23 protein-coding genes are annotated in these 20,034 nt (G+C 72.6%); 5 read left to right on the top strand and 18 right to left on the bottom strand.

All coding sequences use genetic code 11. The annotated features are described in order from the left end of the window. The first annotated feature begins 79 nt into the window (after nucleotides 1–79). Nucleotides 80–1,231: a sensor histidine kinase gene (locus ACWCSU_RS02920; RefSeq protein ID WP_449933152.1), complete on the top strand. Its 1,152-nt coding sequence runs from the start codon at nucleotides 80–82 to the stop codon at nucleotides 1,229–1,231. Next, a complete protein-coding gene (locus ACWCSU_RS02915) occupies nucleotides 1,228–1,875 on the top strand; it encodes a response regulator (RefSeq protein ID WP_449933150.1) in 648 nt (215 codons plus the stop codon). The genes ACWCSU_RS02920 and ACWCSU_RS02915 overlap by 4 nt, the downstream gene beginning before the upstream one ends. Before the next feature lie 16 nt (nucleotides 1,876–1,891). Here the strand turns inward: ACWCSU_RS02915 and ACWCSU_RS02910 are convergent, their stop codons facing one another. The 9 genes from ACWCSU_RS02910 to ACWCSU_RS02870 all read right to left on the bottom strand — a co-directional run bounded on the left by ACWCSU_RS02910 (nucleotide 1,892) and on the right by ACWCSU_RS02870 (nucleotide 9,383). Next, nucleotides 1,892–2,302 (bottom strand): RrF2 family transcriptional regulator, encoded by a 411-nt coding sequence (locus tag ACWCSU_RS02910; RefSeq protein ID WP_357702773.1) that lies wholly within the window; start codon nucleotides 2,300–2,302, stop codon nucleotides 1,892–1,894. A gap of 13 nt (nucleotides 2,303–2,315) precedes the next feature. Further along, complete coding sequence (locus tag ACWCSU_RS02905; protein WP_357702775.1) at nucleotides 2,316–3,179, bottom strand: ABC transporter permease; 864 nt, start codon at nucleotides 3,177–3,179, stop codon at nucleotides 2,316–2,318. Further along, nucleotides 3,176–3,982, bottom strand: a complete 807-nt coding sequence (locus tag ACWCSU_RS02900; protein WP_357702776.1) for an ABC transporter ATP-binding protein — start codon at nucleotides 3,980–3,982, stop codon at nucleotides 3,176–3,178. Before ACWCSU_RS02900 ends, ACWCSU_RS02905 begins: the two co-directional genes overlap by 4 nt. A gap of 12 nt (nucleotides 3,983–3,994) precedes the next feature. Then, nucleotides 3,995–5,059: an ABC transporter substrate-binding protein gene (locus ACWCSU_RS02895; protein WP_357702777.1), complete on the bottom strand. Its 1,065-nt coding sequence runs from the start codon at nucleotides 5,057–5,059 to the stop codon at nucleotides 3,995–3,997. 83 nt (nucleotides 5,060–5,142) lie between these two features. Continuing rightward, nucleotides 5,143–5,607 (bottom strand): GNAT family N-acetyltransferase, encoded by a 465-nt coding sequence (locus tag ACWCSU_RS02890; RefSeq protein WP_357702779.1) that lies wholly within the window; start codon nucleotides 5,605–5,607, stop codon nucleotides 5,143–5,145. Continuing rightward, nucleotides 5,604–6,584 carry an ABC transporter substrate-binding protein gene (locus tag ACWCSU_RS02885; protein ID WP_449933147.1) on the bottom strand — a complete coding sequence of 327 codons (981 nt, stop codon included), beginning with the start codon at nucleotides 6,582–6,584 and terminating at the stop codon, nucleotides 5,604–5,606. The genes ACWCSU_RS02890 and ACWCSU_RS02885 overlap by 4 nt, the downstream gene beginning before the upstream one ends. Nucleotides 6,585–6,599: 15 nt before the next feature. Beyond that, the gene (locus ACWCSU_RS02880; protein ID WP_449933722.1) at nucleotides 6,600–7,352 is read right to left on the bottom strand and encodes an amino acid ABC transporter ATP-binding protein; all 753 of its coding nucleotides are present in this window, start codon (nucleotides 7,350–7,352) and stop codon (nucleotides 6,600–6,602) included. Continuing rightward, on the bottom strand, nucleotides 7,352–8,224 hold the full coding sequence (locus tag ACWCSU_RS02875) for an amino acid ABC transporter permease (RefSeq protein WP_449933145.1): 873 nt from the start codon (nucleotides 8,222–8,224) through the stop codon (nucleotides 7,352–7,354). Before ACWCSU_RS02875 ends, ACWCSU_RS02880 begins: the two co-directional genes overlap by 1 nt. Beyond that, nucleotides 8,211–9,383, bottom strand: a complete 1,173-nt coding sequence (locus ACWCSU_RS02870) for an LLM class flavin-dependent oxidoreductase (RefSeq protein ID WP_449933142.1) — start codon at nucleotides 9,381–9,383, stop codon at nucleotides 8,211–8,213. The genes ACWCSU_RS02875 and ACWCSU_RS02870 overlap by 14 nt, the downstream gene beginning before the upstream one ends. 122 nt (nucleotides 9,384–9,505) lie before the next feature. On the opposite strand from ACWCSU_RS02870, the gene ACWCSU_RS02865 reads away from it, so the two are divergent. The 3 genes from ACWCSU_RS02865 (at nucleotide 9,506) to ACWCSU_RS02855 (ending at nucleotide 11,809) form a co-directional block, all read left to right on the top strand. After that, nucleotides 9,506–10,411 (top strand): TauD/TfdA dioxygenase family protein, encoded by a 906-nt coding sequence (locus tag ACWCSU_RS02865; protein WP_449933140.1) that lies wholly within the window; start codon nucleotides 9,506–9,508, stop codon nucleotides 10,409–10,411. 172 nt (nucleotides 10,412–10,583) lie between these two features. Next, nucleotides 10,584–10,718: a hypothetical protein gene (locus ACWCSU_RS02860; RefSeq protein ID WP_357702791.1), complete on the top strand. Its 135-nt coding sequence runs from the start codon at nucleotides 10,584–10,586 to the stop codon at nucleotides 10,716–10,718. After that, nucleotides 10,718–11,809 (top strand): YeiH family protein, encoded by a 1,092-nt coding sequence (locus ACWCSU_RS02855; protein ID WP_449933138.1) that lies wholly within the window; start codon nucleotides 10,718–10,720, stop codon nucleotides 11,807–11,809. Before ACWCSU_RS02860 ends, ACWCSU_RS02855 begins: the two co-directional genes overlap by 1 nt. A 32-nt stretch (nucleotides 11,810–11,841) precedes the next feature. Here ACWCSU_RS02855 and ACWCSU_RS02850 read toward each other — a convergent pair whose 3' ends face one another. From ACWCSU_RS02850 to ACWCSU_RS02810, 9 genes are read right to left on the bottom strand one after another with little or no spacing between them, the layout of a single operon-like run. Beyond that, nucleotides 11,842–12,381, bottom strand: coding sequence for an OsmC family protein (locus tag ACWCSU_RS02850; protein ID WP_449933136.1), 540 nt, complete (start codon nucleotides 12,379–12,381; stop codon nucleotides 11,842–11,844). A 23-nt stretch (nucleotides 12,382–12,404) separates the two neighbouring features. Further along, nucleotides 12,405–13,025, bottom strand: coding sequence for a VOC family protein (locus ACWCSU_RS02845; RefSeq protein WP_449933134.1), 621 nt, complete (start codon nucleotides 13,023–13,025; stop codon nucleotides 12,405–12,407). Continuing rightward, on the bottom strand, nucleotides 13,022–13,588 hold the full coding sequence (locus ACWCSU_RS02840; RefSeq protein ID WP_449933132.1) for an alkylhydroperoxidase domain protein: 567 nt from the start codon (nucleotides 13,586–13,588) through the stop codon (nucleotides 13,022–13,024). The genes ACWCSU_RS02845 and ACWCSU_RS02840 overlap by 4 nt, the downstream gene beginning before the upstream one ends. Then, nucleotides 13,585–14,169: a CMD domain protein gene (locus ACWCSU_RS02835; RefSeq protein WP_449933131.1), complete on the bottom strand. Its 585-nt coding sequence runs from the start codon at nucleotides 14,167–14,169 to the stop codon at nucleotides 13,585–13,587. Before ACWCSU_RS02835 ends, ACWCSU_RS02840 begins: the two co-directional genes overlap by 4 nt. Then, complete coding sequence (locus ACWCSU_RS02830) at nucleotides 14,166–15,158, bottom strand: putative FMN-dependent luciferase-like monooxygenase (RefSeq protein WP_449933129.1); 993 nt, start codon at nucleotides 15,156–15,158, stop codon at nucleotides 14,166–14,168. Before ACWCSU_RS02830 ends, ACWCSU_RS02835 begins: the two co-directional genes overlap by 4 nt. Then, nucleotides 15,155–16,702, bottom strand: a complete 1,548-nt coding sequence (locus ACWCSU_RS02825) for a dipeptide ABC transporter ATP-binding protein (protein ID WP_449933127.1) — start codon at nucleotides 16,700–16,702, stop codon at nucleotides 15,155–15,157. The genes ACWCSU_RS02830 and ACWCSU_RS02825 overlap by 4 nt, the downstream gene beginning before the upstream one ends. Continuing rightward, nucleotides 16,699–17,487: an ABC transporter permease gene (locus tag ACWCSU_RS02820; protein ID WP_357702807.1), complete on the bottom strand. Its 789-nt coding sequence runs from the start codon at nucleotides 17,485–17,487 to the stop codon at nucleotides 16,699–16,701. Before ACWCSU_RS02820 ends, ACWCSU_RS02825 begins: the two co-directional genes overlap by 4 nt. Then, complete coding sequence (locus ACWCSU_RS02815) at nucleotides 17,484–18,413, bottom strand: ABC transporter permease (protein WP_357702809.1); 930 nt, start codon at nucleotides 18,411–18,413, stop codon at nucleotides 17,484–17,486. Before ACWCSU_RS02815 ends, ACWCSU_RS02820 begins: the two co-directional genes overlap by 4 nt. After that, complete coding sequence (locus tag ACWCSU_RS02810) at nucleotides 18,410–20,032, bottom strand: TIGR04028 family ABC transporter substrate-binding protein (protein WP_364086634.1); 1,623 nt, start codon at nucleotides 20,030–20,032, stop codon at nucleotides 18,410–18,412. Before ACWCSU_RS02810 ends, ACWCSU_RS02815 begins: the two co-directional genes overlap by 4 nt. Nucleotides 20,033–20,034 lie beyond the last annotated feature (2 nt).

Below are 20,034 nucleotides of genomic sequence, written 5' to 3'. Positions count from 1 at the left end.
GGACCCGCCTCCCTAGCCTGGATGTCGTGAACGTGCGGAACGAGGCTGCGCCCGCCTGCCTGGCCCGGTTGGTGTGAACGTGCGGGACGGGGCTGCGCCCGCCTGGCCCGGCGGACGGGCCGCGGCCGTGTCGGCGGAGGTCGCGCTGGGGGGCGCGGCCGTCGCCGTGCTGGTCTTCTGGGCCGGCCTGATCGCCGACAGCTGGGGCGGCGGCTACTGGGTGCTCGACTGCGCGGCGGGGGCGGCGGTGTGCGCGCTGGCCCTGGCGCGCCGCCTCGCCCCTGCCTGGACGGCCGCGGCCGGTCTGGCGGTCGCGGTGGCGGCCGTCCTGGCCGCAGCGTGGGCCGACCTGCCGAGCGAGCCGGGGCCGGCCATGGCGCTGGGCCTGTCCGTGCTGGTCGGATCGGCGGTCAGGACGCTTCCCGCGCGGCCCGCGTGCGCCGTCGCGGCCGGTGGGCTCGCGGTGGCCGCCGCGAGCGTGCCTGCCGCGCACAACTCCTCCGTGGTGGCGCTCAACGTGGCCGGCTGGCTGGCCGCCCTGGCCGTCGGCGGCGGCCTGAGGCTGCTGGCCGGGCGCCGCCTGGCGGTCGCCGAGCGCGTACGCCACGACGAGCGCCGCAGGCTGGCCAGGGAGCTGCACGACGTGGCCGCGCACCACATGACCGGCATCGTCCTCCAGGCCCAGGCCGCCCGGCTGCTGGCCCGCAGGGGGTCCGGCCCGCTGGAGGAGTCCCTGGAGGACATCGAGGACGCGAGCACCGGGGCCCTGGCCGCGCTGCGCCGCGTCGTCGGCCTGCTCCGCGACTCCGCCGACGACGTCCCCGGCCCGCCCGGGCGTCTCACCGACCTGGTCGGCCGCTTCGACGGCCCGCCCGTGACCCTGCGCGGCCCCGGCGAGGCGGAGAGCTGGCCGCCGGAGGTGACCAGCACCGTCTACCGGATCGTCCAGGAGTCGCTGACCAACGTCGCCCGGCACGCCCCCCGCGCCCGCGCGGTCACCGTCGACGTCACCGTGGAGGTCACCGGCGGGGAAGGCGCGGTCGTGGTCGAGGTCGCCGACGACGCCCCGCCGGTGACGACGTCCCGGAACCGCGGCGGCTACGGCCTGCTCGGCATGCGCGAACGCGTCGAGGCCCTCGACGGCACCCTGCGCGCGGGCCCCCGGCCGGAGGGCGGCTGGACGGTCCACGCGACCCTGCCTCTCACGGGGCCGCTCGGGAGGCGGCGATGACGATCGGCGTGCTGCTGGCCGACGACCAGGCGATGGTCCGCCGGGGCCTGCGGCTGATCCTTGAGGACCAGCCCGACATCCGCGTGGTGGCCGAGGCCCGGGACGGCGAGGAGGCCGTGGAGCTGGCCCGGCGGCTGCGCCCCGACGTGTGCCTGGTGGACATCCTCATGCCCGGCATGGACGGCATCGCGGTCACCCGCGCCCTGGCCGGCGCCGGCGTGCCCGACCCGCTGCCCGTGGTCGTGGTCACCACGTTCGACCTCGACGAGTACGTCTACGACGCGCTGCGCGGCGGCGCGGCCGGCTTCGTGCTGAAGGACGCCGGCCCGGCCCTGCTCGCCGAGGCCGTCCGGGCGGCCAGCACCGGGGACGCGCTGATCTCGCCGTCGATCACCCCGCGCCTGCTGGGCCGGCTGGCCGGACGGGCGCCGCGCGCGAAGGGCGCCGTGCACCCGCTGTCGGAACGGGAGACCGACGTGGTGCGCGCCGTGGCCGCCGGACGCACCAACCAGGAGATCGCCTCGTCCCTGCACATCTCGCTGAGCACGGTGAAGGGCCACATCTCGGCCGTCCTGGACAAGCTGGGCATACGCAACCGGGTCGAGATCATCGCGTGGGCCTGGGAGAACCGGGTGGCGGGCTAGCTCCGGGGTACGGCACTCAGCGCGTCTCGTCGCCCAGCCGGACGCTCGCGCGGGCGATGTCGGCCAGCGTGATGTCGGCCAGCATCATCTCCTCGTGGTCGCGCAGCGCGCTCCACACCTCGGCGAGCGGGCTGGCGACCCCGGGATACCCCCCGTGGTCGCCGCCCTCGGAGACGCCCTCCACGATCACCACGATGTCCGCGAGGGTGATCTCGCCGGCGGGCCTGGCCAGCCAGTAGCCGCCGTCGGGGCCGCGCTGGCTGTGCAGCAGCCCCGCCCGGCGCAGTTGCAGCAGGATGTTGTCGAGGAACTTGCGGGGGATGCCCTGGGCCGTGGCGATCTTCTCGGCGGGCATGGGGCCCGGCGGCGCCGCGGCCAACTCGGCCGCGGCACGCAGGGCGTACTGGGTTCTGGCGGAGATCCGCATGACCGTCTACTGCTCAGGCGCTCACCTGGTGCAGGCCCCAGCGGCGGCGCAACGCGTCGTCCGCCAGGCCGAAGACGCGGTCCACCACGATGCCGATGACCAGGATGACGATCATGGTGGCGAGCAGGCCGGGCGAGTCGGCCAGCTCGCGGGCGTAGTGGAGCTGCTCGCCCAGCGAAGCCTGGTTGGCGATGATGACCAGCAGCTCACCGGCCATCAGCGAGCGCCAGGCGAAGGCCCAGCCCTGCTTGAGCCCGGCCAGGAACGACGGCAGCGAGGCCGGCAGGATGACGTGCCGGTAGAGCGCGATCCGGCGGAAGCCGAGCATGTGCCCGGCGCGCAGCAGGATCGGCGGCGTGTAGTCCACCCCGGTGATCAGGCCGTTGGCGATGGACGGCGCCGCGCCCAGCACCACCACGAACAGGATCGCGCTCTCCGACAGCCCGAACAGCAGGATGGCCAGCGGGAACCAGGCGATGGACGGCATCGTCTGGAGCCCGGTGATCAGCGAGCCCGTGGCGCGGCGCAGCGGCCCGATCCGCGAGACCAGCGCGCCGACGACCAGTCCGACGGCGATGGCCAGGGCGAACCCGGTGACCGCGCGGCGCATGGTGACCGTCAGCGCGGTGTAGAACTCGGGGTCGCCGAGGCGGTGCCCGAGTTCGGAGAGCGTGGTGACCGGGCCGGCGAAGACGTACTCGGGCCACCAGCCCGCCCACACCACCGCCTGCCAGACGGCCAGCACGATGACCACGGCCGAGGCGATCGGCCACAGCCCCGCCCACAGCCGGGAGGCCAGGCCGGCGCGGTGGCCGGCGCCCAGCTCCAGCGCGTCGAGCCCGGCGAGCTGCTGGGCGTGGGTGTCCGTCGTCGTCATGCGGGCTCCTCCTGACGGGCGTGGCGCAGGACCTCCTGGCGGAGGCGGCCGGTGATCTCCCCCGCCAGCTCGGCCACCTCGCCCGAGTCGGTACGGCGGGGCCGCGGCAGCTCGACGGGGAAGTCCTCCACCACCCGCCCCGGCCGGCTGGACAGCAGGACGACCCGGTCGCCGAGCCGTACGGCCTCGCGCACGTTGTGGGTGACGAACAGGACCGACAGGGAGCGTTCCCGCCAGATGCGTTCGAGCTCGTCGTGCAGCAGGTCGCGGGTCATCGCGTCCAGGGCGCCGAAGGGCTCGTCCATCAGCAGCACGTCGGCGTCCTGGGCGAGCGCCCTGGCCAGGGCGACGCGCTGGCGCATGCCGCCGGACAGCTCGTGCGGCCGCTTCTTGCCGAACCCGCCCAGGTGGACGATGTCGAGGAACTCGGCGGCCCGGTCCCGGCGTTCCTGCTTGCCCACGCCCTTGGCGCGCAGCGCCATCTCGACGTTGGCCGAGACGGTCAGCCAGGGGAACAGCGCGGGCTCCTGGAACATCAGCGCGACGCGGCTGTCGTCCACGTCGATGCGGCCGGCCGAGACCCGGTCGAGCCCGGCCACCAGCGACAGCAGCGTGCTCTTGCCGCACCCGGACGCGCCGAGCAGGCAGACGAACTCGCCGGGGGCCACCGACAGCGAGACCTGGTCGAGGGCCTGCAGGGCCGTCCGGCCCTGACCGTAGAGCTTGGAGACGGCCTCCAGCCGGACCGCGGGGCTCTGCCCCTCGACCCGGCCGGTGGCCTGCTCCGTGAGCGGAGCGGACATCGCGTGCGCCTCCTACTTGTCGGAAATGGCCTGCTGGCCCTTGGCGGCGAGGACCTCGTTGAGGACCGTGAGGTCGTAGATGCCGTTCAGGTCGACCGGGTCGAGGAGGCCGACCTTCGTCGCGTGCTCGGCGCTGCCCACCAGCGACGAGGCGATCGGGTCGTTGGTGAAGGTGATGTTCTTGAACGCGCTGTCCAGCACCTCGGGCTTGAGCGGCTTGCCGGTCAGCTTCTGCAGGGCGGCGTTGGCGGTCTGCGCGGCGCCGGCCGGGTCCTTGGCGATGACGTCGTTGGCTTCGACGTGCGCCTCGATCAGCTTCTTGAGCAGGTCGGGGTGCTCCTTGGCCCACTCCTGGCGGACGATGAGGTGGGTGATCACGAACTGCTTGTTCGGCCACAGGTCGCGCTCGTCGACCAGCACCTTGCCGCCGCTCTCCTTGATCAGGCGGCTGGCGAACGGCTCGGGCACCCAGGCGCCGTCGATGTCGCCGGTGGCGAAGGTCTGGATGGTCTGGGAGTTCTCCTGGGGCACGATCGAGACCTCGCCACCGCCCTTGGTGTCGGTCTTGATGCCCTTCTCGGTCAGCCAGTAGCGCAGCGCGACGTCCTGGGTGTTGCCGAGCTGCGGGGTGGCGATCTTCTTGCCCTTGAGGTCCTCCACCGAGTTGATCCCGGGCTTGACCACGAGGAACACGCCGCCGGACGCCGCGCCGGCGACGATCTTGATGGCCTGGCCCTTCGACTTCGACCAGGCGTTGATGGCCGGGTTGGGGCCGACGTAGGTGGCGTCGATGGCGCCGGAGAACACGGCCTCGATCGCGGCCGGGCCGGCGTTGAACGTGCTGGTCTTGGGCGCGGTGCCGAGGTGCTTGGCGTAGATGCCCTTCTCCACGCCGACCAGGGCGGTGGCGTGGGTGATGTTGGGGAAGAAGCCAAGACGCACCTGCGTCGTGCCGGCTCCCCCGCTCTTCGCGCCGCTGTCCGCAGGGCTGCCGCTGCCCCCACAGGCGGCCGCCATGGTCGTGAGCGCCAGGGCGGCCAGGGTGGCCACCGATACGCGAACCCTGCGAGCGTTCATCTCTTCTCCCTATTTCCCACTTATTTAGTGGCTTTAGAGTGTTTATAGGAGCAAGAGAGGGCGCCCGTCAATCCCACGCTGGGTCACAGACTCTTCACGAAAGGCAGCGGGCCGCGCTCCGGACGGTCGTCCGGGTCGAACCGCGGGGTGTAGCCGCCGGCCAGGTACAGGGCGACGGCCTCGGGCTGGCGGGGGCCGGTGCTCAGGTGGATCCGCAGGTAGCCGCGGCGGGCAGCCTCGCGTTCCAGCTCGCGCACGACCACCGCGCCCAGGCCGCGCCTGCGGTGTCCGGGATGCGTCCACACCCGCTTCAGCTCGGCCGTGTGCGCGTCGTAGCGGCGGAACGCGCCTCCCGCCACGGTCTCGCCGCCCACCACCAGGACGAGGAAGGCCCCGTCCGGCGGCGCGAACTCCTCGGCGGGGTACCGGCTCAGCTCGTCGTTGACGCCGTACCGGCTCGTGTACTCCAGCGCGAGGTCCGCCAGCAGCGGCCGGACGGCGGGATCGTCCGGCGCGACCAGGCGGACCTCGAAGGCGGGCGCGCTCAACCGTTATGCCTCGGCAGGCCAGGCGGGTTGACCCTGGACTCGGGGACCGCCTCGTTGCCCAGCCCCCACCGGTCGAGCACCTGCCGGTACGTGCCGTTCCCGATCACCGTGTTCAGCGCGTCGTGGACCGGCCCGACCAGGCCGTTGCCCTTCTTCGTCATCGCCGCGATGAGCCCCTGCAGGCCCGGCCCGGCGCCCGAGGCGGTGCCCACGATCCTGGAACCGCCGCTGACCGCGATGTTGTAGGCGATGGACGGATTGGGGCCGAAATACGCCTGCACCCGCCCCGACCGCAGAGCGAGCAGCACGTCGCCGTACTTCTGGTAGTAGAGGATCTCGACCGGTTTCAGGCCTGCCCTGCGGTTCCGGGCGTCCCAGTCGAGCAGGATCTTCTCCTGGTTGGTGCCCGGTCCGACCGAGACACGCAGCCCGGCCACGTCGGCCGGCTGGGAGATCTTCCTGATCGGACTGGACGCGGGCACCTGCCAGCCGAGCTGGTCGATCCGGTACGTCGCGAAGTCGTAGACGTCCTTGCGCTCCTCGGTGACGGTGACGTTGTTGAGCACGACCTCGTACTTGCCGGACCTGGCGCCGAGGAACAGGTTCTCCCAGGACGAGCTCTCCGGGGCCAGTTCGAGGCCGAGCACGTCGGCCACCAGCTGGGCGAGGTCGGTCTCCACGCCGATCAGCGTGGTGTCGTCACTGGCCGGGAAGACCAGCGGCGGCGAGCCCTGGCCGCTGAAGCCGACGGTGAGCCGGCCGTCCCGGGCGATCTCGGCGGGCACCCGGGCGGCGATGCCCGCGACCTTGCCGGTGCGCACCCGCTTCTGGTCGGGGCCGGTGTCGATGACGCGGCCGGCGCCCGCGGGGGCGGCGGCCCCCGGGCCGGCCTTCGGGACCAGCGCGGGCTCGGCGGCGCAGGCGGTAACGGTGGCGGACAGGAGCAGCAAAAGGGCGGGCACGGCGATCAGACGCATGAGGGTTCCTTGTGATCAGAGGACCTTGCCGAGGAAGGCGCGCGTGCGCGCGTGGCGCGGGGCGTCGAGGACCTGCGCGGCCGGGCCCCGCTCGACGATGCGGCCTTCGTCCATGAACACGACGGTGTCGGCCACCTCCCGGGCGAAGCCGACCTCGTGCGTGACGACGATCATGGTGGTGCCGCTGCGGGCCAGGTCCTTCATGACCTCCAGGACCTCGCCGACGAGCTCGGGGTCGAGGGCGGAGGTGGGCTCGTCGAACAGCACCACCTTGGGCTCCAGGGCCAGCGCCCTGGCGATGGCGACGCGCTGCTGCTGGCCGCCGGAGAGCGTGCGCGGGTAGGCCGCCGCCTTGTCGGCCAGCCCGACCCGGTCGAGCAGGCGGGCGGTCAGCTCGGCCACCTCGCCGCGCGGCCGGCGCCGGGCCGACAGCGGGGCCTCGGCGACGTTCTGGCTGACGGTCAGGTGCGGGAAGAGGTTGAAGTTCTGGAAGACGAAGCCGATGCTGGTGCGCTGGCGGAGGATCTCGCGTTCGGGCAGCTCGTACAGCCTGTCGCCGGCCCGCCGGTAGCCCAGCAGCTCGCCGTCGACCGTGACCGTCCCGCGTTCCACCTTCTCCAGGTGGTTGATCACGCGGAGCAGGGTGGACTTGCCCGAGCCGGACGGGCCGAGCACCACCGCCACCTCGCCCTGCCGTACGCGCAGGTCGATGCCCTTGAGGACGTGCAGCGCGCCGAAGCTCTTGTGCACCCCGGCCAGTTCCACCATCATGAGCGGCCCCTGCCGTAGTGGCGTTCCAGGAAGTGCTGGACGACCGAGAGCGTGGTGGTCAGGACGAAGTACCAGACGGTCGCGACCAGCAGCAGCGCCATCACCCTGCCGTTGCGGTTGTAGATCACCTGCACCTGGTAGAACAGCTCGGGCAGGGCCATGATGTAGACCACCGAGGTGCCCTTGACCAGGCCGACGATCTCGTTCCCGGCGTTCGGCACGATCGTCCGCATGGCCTGCGGAAGGATGATCCGGAACATCCGGCGGACCCTCGGGATGCCCAGCGCCGCCGCGGCCAGGCGCTGCCCCGGATCGACCGACAGCAGGCCGCCGCGGACGATCTCGGCGGCGTAGGCGGCCTGGTGCAGCGCCAGCCCGAGCGCGGCGGCCGTGACCGGCCCGATCAGGTCCATCGTGCCGACGTCGAAGAAGGCGGGCCCGAACGGCACCCCGAACGACAACCTCGGGTACAGCAGCGCCAGGTTGTACCAGAACAGCAGTTGCAGGATCAGCGGCACCGAGCGGAACAACCACACGTACCCCCACGCCACCGACGACAGCAGCCGGTTGGACGACAGGCGCATGAGGGCGAGCAGGGTGCCGAGCCCGAACCCGAGCCCGATGCCCAGCCCGGTCAGCTCCAGCGTCAGCAGCACCGAGCGCACGACCGAGGGCGCGAACAGGTACGTCCCGACGACGTCCCAATCCCACGCCGGGTTGGTGACCAGGGCGTTGGCCGCCATCGCCAGCAGCACCAGGACGCCGAGCGCGGCCGCCGCCCGTAACGGGTGGCGGGCGGTCACGACCTTCGGCGCGGCCTCCTGCCGCCCGGCGGCGGGCACGGCCGCGGCCGTGTCATGCAGCGTCATGGTCCGCACGCCCGGCTTCGCCGCGGCCGGTGCGCGCGGCCTCGTCGTGGTCGGTGCGCGCGGCCTGGTCGCGGGCGGCGCGCTCGGCGTCGCGTCTGGCCACTTCCGCGCGGACGAGCGGGATGACGTGCCGGCCGAAGTCGACGGCGTCGTCCAGGATCGCGTAGCCGCGCGCCGAGAGGATCTCCACGCCCAGGTCGTAGTAGTCGAGCAGGGCCCGCGCCACCGTCTCCGGGGTGCCGACGAGGGCGGTGGAGTTGCCCGCGCCGCCGGTGGCCGCCGCGGTGGGCGTCCACAGGGCGCGGTCGTGCCGCTCGCCCCTGGCGGCCACCTCCAGCAGCCGCCGCGACCCGGCGTTCTGCGGCGGGCCCGAGGGACGCCGCCGCGGGCTCGACCCGCCCTGGCGCAGCTCGCCCAGGATCCGGTGCGCCTTCTCCCAGGCCAGTTCCTCGGTGGGCGCGATGATCGGCCGGAAGGCCACCTGGATGCGCGGCACGTCGGCCCGCCCGGCCGCGCGGGCCGCCTCCTTGACCGAGGCGATCTGCTGCGCGGTCTCGGCCAGCGGCTCGCCCCACAGGCAGTAGACGTCGGCCTCGGCCCCGCCCGCCGCGTACGCCGCGGGCGACGAGCCGCCGAAGGAGACCTGGGGCCGCGGCCGCTGGACCGGGAAGACGTCGGAGACGAAGTCCCTGAAGGAGTAGTGGGCGCCCTCGTGGTCGAACGGCTCCCTGGAGGTCCACCCCTTCTTGACGATCCGGATGTACTCCCCGGTCCTGGCGTACCGCTCGTCCTTGGTCAGGCGGTCGCCCTCCCTGCCCTGCTCGTGGTCGTTGCCGCCGGTGATGAAGTGCACGGTCAGGCGGCCGTCGCTGATCTGGTCGAGGGTGGCGAAGGTCTTGAGCGCGTACGTCGGGTAGGACACGTTCGGCCGGTGGGCCAGCAGGATCCCCAGGTCCTCGACCCTGCTCGCGACGTACGCGGCCACCTGGGCCGGGTCGGGCGAGCCGGAGCCGTAGGCGAACAGCACCCGGTCCCAGCCGTGCTCCTGGTGGGCCCGCGCGAGCCGGAGCGTGTACTGCTTGTCGAAGGACGGGCCCGAGCGGGGTGAGGTCTCCGAGCCGTCGTTGGTGCCGCCGATACCGAGAAACTCCACAGGCATGCCGAGTCCTTTCTGGCGTCCGTGAAACGTCTTTCAGCCCAGCACGGTGATCGTATTCCGTCAAGCCCTACCAATTTAGTTGGTTTTTATCTACGGTGGAGGCGTACGGAAGGAAGGACGCCATGCCATCCCTGCCATCCCTCACCATCACCCCCGTGGCCGGCCGTATAGGAGCCGAGATCACCGGTGTGCGGCTCGCCCCCGACCTGCGCCCCGACGTCGTGGCCGAGCTCCGCCAGGCCCTCCTCACCCACAAAGTGATCTTCCTGCGCGGTCAGGAGCACCTCGACGAGCAGGGCCAGGTGGGCTTCGCCCGGCTGCTCGGCGAGCCGACCGCCGCCCACCCGACCGTGCCCGCGCTGCACGGCAACGCCCACATCCTGGACCTCGACTACAGCAACGGCCACAAGGTCGACCGCTGGCACACCGACGTGACCTTCGTGGACCGGCCGCCGCTCGCCTCGGTGCTGCGCGCGGTCGTCGTGCCGGAGGCCGGCGGCGACACGTTGTGGGCCAACACCGTCAGCGCGTACGACAATCTGCCCGCCGAGCTGCGCGACCTGCTCGACCGGCTGCGCGCCGTGCACACCAACCAGTACGACTACGTCCGCGCCGCCACCGTCGACGAGCGGGCCCGCGAGCACGCCGAGGCGTTCACCTCCACCCTGTTCGAGACCGAGCACCCGGTCGTGCGCGTGCATCCGGAGACCGGCGAGCGCTCGATCCTGCTCGGCGACTTCGCCAAGCGGCTGAGCGGCCTGTCGGGGCACACGTCCGGCTCGATCATCCGGCTGGTCCAGGAGCACGTCACCGAGGTGGAGAACACCGTGCGCTGGCGCTGGTCGCCCGGCGACGTGGCGATCTGGGACAACCGGGCCACCCAGCACCGCGTGGTGCACGACTTCGGCGACCGTCCCCGCCGCCTGCACCGGGTCACGATCGCCGGCGACCTGCCGGTGGGCGTGGACGGCCGGACCAGCACCGCACTGAGCGGCGACGCCGCGACCTACTCGCCGATCGCCGCCTGACCCTCCCCGGGGCCGCCCCGGCCACGAACGTCGCCGTGGCCGGGGCCTCGCGGATCGGCCGAAGCCAGTGCGGGCGGGGTTGGCTGGGCCCCGCCCGCACGTCCCACCCCTGATGTGAAAGGCACCTGACCACGCCTTTCACGTCTCACCCCCCGATGTGAAAGGCACGCACATGAGCACCGACGAATCTCCCACCGGGCGCGAGAGCCGCGTCGCGGTCAACGAGGACTGGGCCGCCACGGCCGTCGGCCTGGTCCTGCTCGTCCTCGTCCTCACCGGCGTCATCCCCGTCGGGCTGGTGCCCTGATGAGCACCGTCACCGACACCCGCGCCACCTGGCACGGGACAGCGCTCGGCGTCCTGGTCGTGCTCGTGCTGGCCGCCGCCACCCGTGTCCTGGAGAAGGGCGTCCCCGGCTGGTTCCCCGGGTCCGGCCTGGCCAAGGCCGTCGAGTTCCCGGTCTACGCGATCGCGCTCGGGCTGCTCGGCAACGCGCTGCTCACCGCGTCCGGGCTGCGGGAGCGGCTGTCCGGCGGGTTCCGCACCGAGTTCTTCATCAAGACCGGGCTGGTCCTGCTCGGCGCGTCCATCAACCTCAAGGTGATCGTGACCGCCGCCGGACCGGCCGTGGTCCAGGCGATCGTGCTGATCAGCACGGTGTTCCTGTTCACCTGGTGGCTCGGCGGACGGCTCGGGCTCGACGACCGGCTGCGCGCGCTGCTGTCGTCGGCCGTGTCGATCTGCGGGGTCAGCGCGGCCATCGCGGCGGCGGGGGCCGTCCAGGCCAGGAAGGAGCAGCTCGCCTACAGCGCCAGCCTGGTGATCGCGTTCGCGCTGCCGTCGATCTTCGTCCTGCCCGCCCTGGCCTCGCTGCTCGGGCTCCCGCCCGAGGTGGCGGGGGCCTGGATCGGCGGCAACATCGACACCACCGCCGCCGTCACCGCCGCCGGGACGATCGCGGGCGAGGACGCCCTCGCCATCGCCACGATCGTCAAGGTCACCCAGAACGCGCTCATCGGCGTCGTCGTGGTCGCGCTGACCGCCTGGTTCGCCTTCCGGGTCGAGCGGCGGGCCGACGCCGAACGGCCCGGCCTGATCGAGTTGTGGCGGCGCTTCCCGAAGTTCGTGCTCGGGTTCGTCGCCGCGTCCGTGGTCGCCACCTGGTGGCTGACGACGGTCGCCGCGGGCGAGGGCAAGGCGGTCATCGGGGTCGCCAACGACCTGCGGACCTGGTTCCTGATCCTGGCGTTCGTCAGCATCGGGCTGGAGTTCCGGGTGTCGGCGCTGCGTGAGGCCGGATGGAGGCCGGTCGCCGTGTTCGCCGCCGCGACGGTGGTCAACGTGGTCGTCGCGCTGGCCCTGGCCCTGGCGCTGTTCTCCGGCTTCACGGCCGGCTGAGAGCCCCGCCCCCCGGGGGCGGGGCCGTCCCGCTAGGCGACGGGCAGCTCGGCGGGGTCCGCCACCCGCACGATCGAGCCGCTGATCTGCTGCGGGTTGCGGATCAGGTTGAGGATCGGGCACACCCGCTCGACCTCGGCGTGCAGCCCGGCCAGCTCCTCGTCGGAGGCGGGCGAGCTGATCTGCACCTCGTAGGTGAAGTTGTGCGGGGACACCGGGACGCCCTGGTCGCCCGGGAGCTGGGCCTTGGGGTCGTACTCGGCGCGGACGTCCACCTCCAGGGAGTCGATCGGCACCTCCAGCTCGGCCGCCTTGATCAGGAAGATGTGCGTCACGCAGCTGCCCAGGACGCCGGCCTGGAGCTCGGGCGAGCCGGGGCCGAGGTCGTAGCCGGCGAAGTCGGGGCCGCTGTCGCTGATGATCTGGAAGTCCCTGATCCTGATGCGCCGGATCCCGCTGCGGCCCTCGGCCGTGACGTGGGCGTGCAGCGGCACCGGGCCGCCCGCCGGGGCCTCCCAGCGGGCCAGCAGGGCGGCGCGCTTGTGCGACAGGTACTCGCGAAGGGTGCTCATGGGTCTTTCTCTCCGGAAGGGGGTCAGCTCAGGGTCACGTGGCCGAGCGGGGTGTCGATGACGGCCCGCAGGGCGGGCTCGGGCCCCTCGGTGACGTCGAGCGTCACGTCGAGCGCGGCCAGGTCGCGGCGGAGCGCGCCGGGGTCGGGGTGGACGGCGGCGAAGGAGACCAGGCCGACCAGCGGCAGGTCCGTGGCGGCCGGATGGGTGGTCGAGCCCCAGTCGATGAGGAAGGGCACCGGCCGGACCGCGGCCGGGTCCTCGCGCCGGGTGAGCCGCCACTCCAGCAGCTCCCCGGACGGGGTGCGCCGGGACAGCGGCTGCACGTCACCGGGGTCGTAGCCACGCTCGCGGGCCAGCTCCACGGTCTTGTCGAGGTCCCGCGGATGCACGGCCCAGGCGGCCAGGCGGGGTTCGGTCAGCGTCTCCAGCCCGAACGCCCTCGGCCGCACCTCCGACTCCGGGTCCGGCCCGATGATCTCCAGGTACGCGTCCGGCCCGAAACGCACCAGGTAGTTCGCGGTGCCCCCGGGATGGCTGCCGCCCCGGACGGGCCGCACGCCGGTGCGCGCGGCGAAGTCCTCAACCCCCTTGAGCAGGTCGGGAACGGCATAGACGAGGTGGTCGAGGTGACGGTCGGTCATCGGTGGTCCTCCGGTTCGCCGAGTGAGAGCATGAGCCGGTTCGCCCAGTTGAAGAAGGCGGCGGCGTGGATGGTGTCGCTGATCGCCAGGTCGTCGAGCCCGGCCGCGCGCAGCGCCGCGAGGTGCTCGGGCCCGAACTCGACGGGCGTGGCGGCCAGCGCGACCGAGGCGTCGACGACCGCCCGCCAGGTGTCGTCCTGCGGCGCGTCCACCCCCTCGTCGAGCAGGCGCTGCACGTCCTGCGGGCGCTTGGAGTGGTGGGCGGCGAAGCGGGCGTGCACCGACGCGCAGAACACGCAGCCGTTGCGCCGCGAGGTGGCGGTCGCGGCCAGCTCGCGCTCGGCGCGCGGCAGCCCGCCGTCGGCGTTGTAGAAGATGTCGTTGTCGGTCTTGGTGCGCGCGTGCAGGATCTCGGGGTCGCGGGCCAGCAGCAGGAAGTACGGCGACGACGCCCGCGCCCGGTCCACCAGCGCTTCGTGGTGGGTCTCGGTCAGCTCCTCCGGCGCGAGCGGCGGCAGCCAGGGCTTCCAGCCGAGCTGTTCCTGGGTGAATCCGGTGCTCACGCGGCCACCTCCTGGCCGAGCAGCCGGAGCCCGCCGACCACCCTGACCTGGAAGGCGAGGAAGGCGACGAGCTGCGACAACGTCACCACGCCCGTCGGGCTCCAGCCCGCCGCGGCCAGCGCGTCCAGGGCCTGCCGGCTCGCCTCGCGCGGCCGGAAGACCAGCAGGTGCGCGTGCTCGAACGCGGCGGCGAGCCGGACGCCCAGCTCGTCCGGGTTCCGTACCCGGTAGCGCAGGCCCTCGTCGCTCTCGGCGGCCAGCGGCGCGGCGTAGACCCCGTACGGGCCGGTGGTGACGCCCGCCTCGACCTCCGCCTCGACGGTCTTCAGCAGGCCGGGGGCCAGCTCGGCGAGCCGGTCGGCGTAGAAGCCGGCGACGACGGCGTCGCGGTGCAGCCCGGCCACGAAGGCCGCGACCGCGTCCCGTTCGACGAGGGTGACCTCGCCCTCCTCGTCGGGGACGAAGAGGGCGTCGAAGCCGCGCTGGGCGTGCTCGCGGGCGGCGGGCCGCAGGTCGCGCAGCTTGTCCAGGCGGGAGCCCGGTCTTATCCCGGCCAGGTGGTCGATGACGTCGTTGATCATGTGGAGCTCATTTCGGTGGAGGGGAGCCAGCCGAGCGCGGGCGCGACCTCGGTCGCCAGCAGCTCGATCGAACGGAGGACGAGCGGATGCGGCGGGTCCACCGAGTGCACCTGGAAGACCAGGTCGGTGACCCCTTCGAGGGTCGGGTCGGCGCGCAGGCTGTCGATGACGTCCTGGGGGGTGCCCACGTGCACGTCGAAGGCGGCGATGCGGCTGTCGAGGTCGCCGCCGGGCAGCTCCCACGGCAGCGGACGGCGGCCGAGCCCCGCTTCGGCCAGGCGCAGCGCCTCGGCCCTGTTGTCGGCCACGAACGCGGTCCGCGAGGCCACGATGCGCGGGACGGCGCCCGCCGGCAGGTTCTCGTGGTAGGCGTCCACGATCGGCTGTTGCAGGTCGGCGAGCGTCGCCTGCGGGTCGTCGGCCGGCCGCGGCTGCGTGCGCGAGAGCATCAGCCCGTTGCCCGCCCGGCCGGCCCGCGCTCCCCCGGAGACCGAGAACGTCGCCTCCCAGACGGCGCCGGCCAGCCGGGGCGCGGGCGGGTAGAGCCGGTTGCCGCCGCCCAGGTCCTCGCCCGACCAGGCCCTGAGCAGGATCGACAGGTGCTCGGCGTACAGGGTGGCGCGGTCGCCGCTGTCGTGCCCGAACGGCCCGAACGACGATGGCGTCCCGCCGCTGCCGACCCCGACCTCCAGCCGCCCGCCGGTGAGCAGGTCGAGCACGGCGGTGTCCTCGGCCACCCGGACGGGCTGCTCCAGCGGGAGGGTGATGATGCCGGTGCCGAGACGGATGCGGCTGGTCCTGGCCGCCACGTGGGCGAGGAACACCAACGGCGCGGGGAGCCCGCCCTCCTCGCCGTCGAAGTGGTGCTGGGCCACCCAGGCGGTGTCGAACCCGAGCGACTCCGCGTGCGCGATCTGCTCGGCGGCCAGCCGGTAGCGCTCGGCCGGAGGCGCCTCGTCCAAAACCCGGGTGAAGAAGCCGAGCCTCATCGCACCGGCTCCGGGATGGCGGCGAGCAGCTCGCGGGTGTAGTCGTCGGCCGGGTCGGTGAAGACCCGCCGGGTGGATCCTGATTCCACGATGCGTCCTTTGTTCATGACGGAGACGGTGTGTGAGATCTGCCGCACCACCGCCAGGTCGTGCGAGATGAAGAGGTAGGTCAGGCCGAGGTCGCGCTGGAGCTGTCCGAGCAGGTCGAGGATCTGCGCCTGGACGGTGACGTCCAGCGCCGAGACGGCCTCGTCGAGCACGAGCACCTCCGGTCCGGCGGCCAGCGCGCGGGCGATGGCCACCCGCTGCCGCTGCCCGCCCGACAGCTCGCGCGGCCTGCGGGAGCTCACGTCGGCGGGCAGCGCCACCCGGTCGAGGAGTTCCGCGACGCGGGCTCGGCGGGCGGCCCGGTCGCCGAGCCCGAAGTTGCGCAACGGCTCCTCCACGATGTCGGCGATCGACTGCCTCGGGTCCAGCGACCCGTACGGGTTCTGGTGGACGAGCTGGACGTGACGGCGGAATCCGCGGCCGTCGGGGGCCCCGGTGACGGTGACCGTTCCCGACGTGGGCTCGGCGAAGCGCACCACCATGCGCGCGGTGGTGGTCTTGCCCGATCCCGACTCCCCGACCAGGGCGTGCGTGGTGCCGCGCGGCACCTCGAACGAGACGCCGTCCACGGCCCGGAAGGCCCGCCGGCCCGAACGGAACTCCTTGACCAGGTCGCGCACCACGATCGCGGGCTCGGCGGCCACCGGCTCGCGGAAGGGACGGGCCGACAACGCGGGGGCGTCGTGCAGCAGCCGCCGGGTGTAGTCCGCGCCGGGCGCCGCCAGGATCTCCCTGGTCGGGCCCTGTTCCTCGACGCGGCCGTCCTTCATGACGACCAGCCGGTCCGAGCGGCTCGCGGCCACGCCGAGGTCGTGGGTGACCAGCAGCACGGCCGTGCCGAACTCGGCGCGCAGGTCGTCGATGAGGTCCAGGATGCGCCGCTGCACGGTGACGTCCAGGGCGCTGGTGGGCTCGTCGGCGATGATCAGCCGGGGTTCGAGCGCGACGGCGATGGCGATCAGCACGCGCTGGCGCATGCCGCCGGACAGCTCGTGCGGGTACTGGCGGGCCCGCGTCTCGGGGTCGGGCAGGCCGACGCGGGTGAGCAGTTCGACCACCCGGCGCCGGACGGCGGCCCGGTCGCCGCGCTTGTGGATGCGCAGCACCTCGGCGATCTGCGCCCCGACCGTCTTGACCGGATCGAGGGAGTTGGACGGATCCTGCGGCACCAGCCCGATCTGCGCCCCGCGTACGGACTCCATCCGCCGCGGCGACCAGGTCGCCAGGTCGTTCTCGCCCAGCAGCACGCTGCCGCGCTCCAGCGAGGCGTTGCCCGGCAGCAGGCCGATGATCGAGTGCGCGGTCGTGGTCTTGCCGGACCCCGACTCGCCGACGACCGCGACGACCTCGCCCGGCTCGACGGTGAAGGAGACGCCGTGCACCGCCGGGCGGCCGTCGTAGGAGACCGCGAGGTCGCGGACGTCGAGCAGGCTCACGAGGACTCCTTGGCGATGGACCGGCTGATCCGGCCGGCGGCGAGCACGACCGCGACCACCACGGCCCCGGGCAGCGTGGTCAGCCACCAGGACGTGGCCAGGTAGTTGCGGCCCTCGGCGATGAGCAGCCCCCACTCGGGGGTGGGCGGCTCGGCGCCGTAGCCGAGGAAGCCGAGCGTCGAGATGGCCAGGATGGCCACGCCGAACTGCAGGGCGGCCAGCGCGACGACGGGACCGAGCGAGTTGGGCAGCACGTGCCGCCACAGCACGGCGGTGAACCGGCCGCCGCTGCCGAAGGCGGCCTCCACGTAGTCGGTGCGGCGCACCCGGACGACCTCCGAGCGCGACAGCCGGGCGAACGCGGCGACCGAGCCGACGCCGACCGCGACGGCCACGTTCACCGTCCCCGGGCCGAGCAGGATGATCACGACCAGGGCCAGGAGCAGGCCGGGGACCGACAGCAGCACGTCCACGACCCGCATGACGGCGGCGTCGGTCACCCCGCCGAGCGAGCCGGCCAGCAGCCCGAGCAGCGTGCCGAGCAGCAGGCCGACCGCGACGGCGACGAACGCCCCCGACAGCGAGTTCACGGCTCCGTGCACCACCCGCGCGAACACGTCACGCCCGACGGCGTCGGTGCCGAACAGGTGCTGCCCGCTCGGGGCCTGGAGCTTCTCGACCGGCACGCCGGCGATCGGGTCGTACCCGGTGAACAGGCCAGGGACGACCGCCCACAGCAGCACCACGGCGATCACCGTCCAGGACAGGATCAGGCCGGCCCTCACGACGCCGCCTTCAGCCGCGGGTCGAGCACCGGGAACAACACGTCCACGACCAGGTTGACCAGGACGAACACCGCCGCGGCGAGCACCACGACGGCCAGCATCACCGGCGTGTCCTGGGCGGTGACGGCCTGCTCGGTGAGCCGCCCGATGCCGTTGCGGCCGAAGACGGTCTCCGTCACGACCGAGCCCGCGATCAGCTCGCCGAACGTCAGGCCCGCCACGGTCAGCGTCGGCAGCACGGCGTTGCGCGCCACGTGCCGCCACAGGATCCACCAGCGGGTGGCGCCCTTGGCCGCGATCACCGGCACGAACGGCTGCGCGTACACCTGGTCGATGCCGCGCGCCAGCACCTGCGCGATGGGCGCCGAGATCGGCACGGCCAGCGTCACCACCGGCAGGACGAGCTGCTGGAGCTCGCCGCCGCCGATGACCGGCACCAGCCGCAGCCGGAAGGAGAAGACCTGGATCAGCAGGATCCCCAGCCAGAACGCCGGGACCGAGATGAACAGCGACGGCACCGACAGCAGCGCCCCGCGCAGCCACGACGTCCTGCTGTAGCTCGCCACGAAGGCGATCACCACGGCGAGCAGCACCGCCAGCGCGAACGCCGCCGAGGCCAGCCGGGCCGTCTCGGGCAGCGCCTCGCCCAGGCGCTCGACCACGGGGGTGCCGGTGTCGATCGAGTAGCCGAATCCGCCGGTCAGGAAGCCGGACAGGGTGCGCAGGTACTCGCCGATCGGCGAGCCGCCGCTGTAGTACGCCCGGATGTCGGCGATCTGCTGCGGCGACAGGCCGAGCTCAGGGTTCTGGAACTTGATCAGGATCGAGTCGCCGGGCAGCAGTTGCAGCAGCACGTAGCTCGCGGTGAAGGCGGCCCACAGCACGAGCACCGCCTGCCCGGCCCTCGTCAGGAGGTACCTGGTCATTGCTGCGTCTTCCAGGCCGAGTAGAACCACGGGCGGGCGACCGCCTCGAAGGCCACGCCCTTGACGTACGGCGCGCCGCCGTACACCTGGGGCTCCTCGAACAGGGGGATGGCGTAGCCCTGGTCGATCACGTAGCGCTGGATCTCGGCGACCTTGGCGTTGCGCTCGGCGTTGTCGGGCTCGGCGGACTCCTCCTCCAGCAGGGTGTCGAGCTTCTTGTCCTTGGAGAGGATGACGTCGCGGTTCTGGCTGTGGAAGTGGCTCTTGATGACGTCCTGGTCGGCGCGGCCGACCATGCTGTGCGCGACGGCGGTCTTCTCGGCGTCCTTGATGTCGACGGCCTGGGTGCCGGCGTCGGCGGGGCGGATCTCCAGTTGCACGCCGAGCTTGGCCCACTGCTGGCCGACGAGTTCGAGCGTCTGCTTGGACAGCGGCTGCGGCCCGGCCACGAAGACGCCCAGCCGCAGCTTGACGCCGCCCTTCTCGCGCACGCCGTCGGCGCCCTTGGTCCAGCCGGCCTTGTCGAGCAGCTCGCCGGCCTTGACCGGGTCGTAGGCCAGGTCCTTCGACAGATCGACGTAGCCCTGGGCGAGGTGGCTGAGCACGGAGGTGGCGCGCGGGTAGCTCGCGGTGAACAGGGTGTCCACGACCTCCTTGACGTCGGTGCCCGCCTGGAGCGCCTTGCGCACGTCGAGGTCCTTCAGGATGCTGTTGGACGGCCGCAGGTACAGGCCGTTGTTCACGCCCCTGGTCGGCTCGGCGTAGATCTGGAAGCCCGCGTCCTTGACCGTCTTCTCGTCGTAGGCCTGGACGTAGCGCACGAAGTCGGCCTGGCCGGAGGTCAGCGCGCCGACCCGGACGTTGTCCTCGGGCGTCACGATGATTTTGATCTCGTCCAGGTACGCCCGTCCCTGGTGCTTGGAGGAGGGCGGCGCCCAGTCGTAGTCCTTGCGCGCGGCCAGGTCCACCTCCTTGTCGACGATCTGGTTCTTCAGCGTGAAGGGGCCCGAGCCGACGATGTTCTTGAGCTGGCACTGCTGCTCGTACGGCAGCGAGATCGTCTTCTTCGACACCAGCCCGGCCCCGATGACCGAGGTGCCCTGGAGGAACCCGGGCGAGGGCTTCTTGAAGTGGAACTTGACGGTCAGCGGGTCGACGACCTCACTGCGCTCGTAGTTGTTGACGAACTCGGCGACCGGCAGCTTGAGCTCGGTGTTCCCGAGGCCGTACACGTCGAAGTTGGCGGCGACGGCGGCGGCGTCGAGGGGGCTGCCGTCGCTGAAGGTCACGCCCTGGCGCAGGTGGAAGGTGTACTCGGTGGCGTCCTTGTTCACCTCCCACTTGGTGGCGATCCAGGGCTCGATCTCCAGGGTCTGCGGGTTCTGCCAGGTCAGCTTGTCGGTGATCTGGTTGAGGATGCCGCCGTTGGGATAGAAGCCGGCGGCCGGCAGGTAGAGGCAGGTGGGCGGCTGGTGCTCCAGGTAGGTCAGCGTGCCGCCGTAGACCGGCTGATCGCTGGACGGCGCCGCGCCGGCAGCACCCCCTTGACCACCACAGGCGCCGAGGAGCCCAACGACGGCGAGCATGACGGCTGCGGTGCGCAGGTTGGATGAGGACATGG

Source organism: Nonomuraea sp. NPDC001699 (assembly GCF_053596455.1).
The sequence above is the reverse complement of the archived record's forward strand: the minus strand, read 5'-3'. Positions and strand labels throughout refer to the sequence as shown.

What these genes read in the sequence shown, in the direction of transcription:
- ACWCSU_RS02915 (WP_449933150.1), top strand. Translation starts at nt 1,228, where the DNA reads ATGACGATCGGCGTGCTGCTGGCCGACGACCAGGCGATGGTCCGCCGG.
- ACWCSU_RS02910 (WP_357702773.1), bottom strand. Translation starts at nt 2,302, where the DNA reads ATGCGGATCTCCGCCAGAACCCAGTACGCCCTGCGTGCCGCGGCCGAG.
- ACWCSU_RS02905 (WP_357702775.1), bottom strand. Translation starts at nt 3,179, where the DNA reads ATGACGACGACGGACACCCACGCCCAGCAGCTCGCCGGGCTCGACGCG.
- ACWCSU_RS02900 (WP_357702776.1), bottom strand. Translation starts at nt 3,982, where the DNA reads ATGTCCGCTCCGCTCACGGAGCAGGCCACCGGCCGGGTCGAGGGGCAG.
- ACWCSU_RS02895 (WP_357702777.1), bottom strand. Translation starts at nt 5,059, where the DNA reads ATGAACGCTCGCAGGGTTCGCGTATCGGTGGCCACCCTGGCCGCCCTG.
- ACWCSU_RS02885 (WP_449933147.1), bottom strand. Translation starts at nt 6,584, where the DNA reads ATGCGTCTGATCGCCGTGCCCGCCCTTTTGCTGCTCCTGTCCGCCACC.
- ACWCSU_RS02880 (WP_449933722.1), bottom strand. Translation starts at nt 7,352, where the DNA reads ATGGTGGAACTGGCCGGGGTGCACAAGAGCTTCGGCGCGCTGCACGTC.
- ACWCSU_RS02875 (WP_449933145.1), bottom strand. Translation starts at nt 8,224, where the DNA reads ATGACGCTGCATGACACGGCCGCGGCCGTGCCCGCCGCCGGGCGGCAG.
- ACWCSU_RS02870 (WP_449933142.1), bottom strand. Translation starts at nt 9,383, where the DNA reads ATGCCTGTGGAGTTTCTCGGTATCGGCGGCACCAACGACGGCTCGGAG.
- ACWCSU_RS02865 (WP_449933140.1), top strand. Translation starts at nt 9,506, where the DNA reads ATGCCATCCCTGCCATCCCTCACCATCACCCCCGTGGCCGGCCGTATA.
- ACWCSU_RS02860 (WP_357702791.1), top strand. Translation starts at nt 10,584, where the DNA reads ATGAGCACCGACGAATCTCCCACCGGGCGCGAGAGCCGCGTCGCGGTC.
- ACWCSU_RS02855 (WP_449933138.1), top strand. Translation starts at nt 10,718, where the DNA reads ATGAGCACCGTCACCGACACCCGCGCCACCTGGCACGGGACAGCGCTC.
- ACWCSU_RS02850 (WP_449933136.1), bottom strand. Translation starts at nt 12,381, where the DNA reads ATGAGCACCCTTCGCGAGTACCTGTCGCACAAGCGCGCCGCCCTGCTG.
- ACWCSU_RS02845 (WP_449933134.1), bottom strand. Translation starts at nt 13,025, where the DNA reads ATGACCGACCGTCACCTCGACCACCTCGTCTATGCCGTTCCCGACCTG.
- ACWCSU_RS02835 (WP_449933131.1), bottom strand. Translation starts at nt 14,169, where the DNA reads ATGATCAACGACGTCATCGACCACCTGGCCGGGATAAGACCGGGCTCC.
- ACWCSU_RS02830 (WP_449933129.1), bottom strand. Translation starts at nt 15,158, where the DNA reads ATGAGGCTCGGCTTCTTCACCCGGGTTTTGGACGAGGCGCCTCCGGCC.
- ACWCSU_RS02815 (WP_357702809.1), bottom strand. Translation starts at nt 18,413, where the DNA reads ATGACCAGGTACCTCCTGACGAGGGCCGGGCAGGCGGTGCTCGTGCTG.
- ACWCSU_RS02810 (WP_364086634.1), bottom strand. Translation starts at nt 20,032, where the DNA reads ATGTCCTCATCCAACCTGCGCACCGCAGCCGTCATGCTCGCCGTCGTT.